The 1,030-nt window shown below is 44.6% G+C and carries 1 protein-coding gene; it reads right to left on the minus strand.

Going from position 1 to position 1,030, the window contains the following annotated elements; genetic code table 11:
- Nucleotides 1-910: transposase (locus tag CV945_RS17735; protein WP_157807582.1), on the minus strand; the 910-nt coding region annotated here is incomplete at its 3' end.
- Nucleotides 911-1,030: the final 120 nt, after the last annotated feature.

The following is a 1,030-nucleotide window of genomic DNA, read 5'->3' on the forward strand; positions in this document are numbered from 1 at the left end:
TTTGGCTTTTGGATACGTAACGGAAATGTTGAAGTGCTTGATAGACATCACGTAAATAAGCACTTTCTTGGCACCATTGTCGAACTTCCTGTCTCTCTTCTTCTGTTAATTTTTCTGGACGTTGGCTTAACCATCGGCACACGCGGCGAACGCTTCCATGTTTGGTTCCGCCTTTGGCAAGGTATTTGCGACAACGTTCCAGTGCATCGGTGAATAACTGAATCACATGGAAGTGGTCAAGAACATGGATGGCTTTTGGACATACCTTTTCAATGGCTTTTCTCATGGCAGGAGCCAAGTCGCTGACAACATACTTCACTTTGGAGGCGACGGGTTGAAGCGCCTCCACAATGGCTTCTTCATTTTTTCCAGAAGCAATGGAAAGGACATTCCGAGTCTGTRTGTCCATCACCGCTACTCCGTAATCATGTCCCTTTCGGAAAGCGAATTCATCCACACATACTACTGTAGGATTCGATGTTGGTAAAAGAGCCGGGGCATATTGATAAAACCAGCGTTCTACTGTCGTATAGGCGAGTTGTAACAAGCGAGCGACTTCTTGAATCGTTTTTCCGATGCATAACTGGGCGACCCAATGTTGAAACGATTCCGTCGCGATMCTGTGAKACRGAAGTCCCGGATAAGAAACGGTGAACGTCAGAAAACAGGCTTGGCAACGCCGTCTTTCTATGGGAAGTTCAATCCAAAATAAACCGACCGTATTGGTATAGCCATGAATCCATTGTTTTCGTTTCGATGATATTTTGGTTGTCCGTCCGAAGCAAGTCGGGCAGATCRGACAATGAGRAGGGAGGGAAAGTTCAAAAATCCATCGTTCYCCCTCTTTTCGTTCTCCATGAATAAGAAAGCCTGGTAAAGTGATCAAATCTTTGATAAACTGAGATTGCATGCGAAATTTCCTCCATGGTTGATGGTTTGGTCACCTTTACCATACAGGAAATTTCGCATTTTTTGTACCCTTGATCAGAAAACAACCTGATTGTCAAGTACATTTTGTGGTGAAGAGCCA

It is taken from the genome of Geobacillus sp. Manikaran-105, assembly GCF_002809955.1.
Classification (GTDB): domain Bacteria; phylum Bacillota; class Bacilli; order Bacillales; family Anoxybacillaceae; genus Geobacillus; species Geobacillus thermophilus.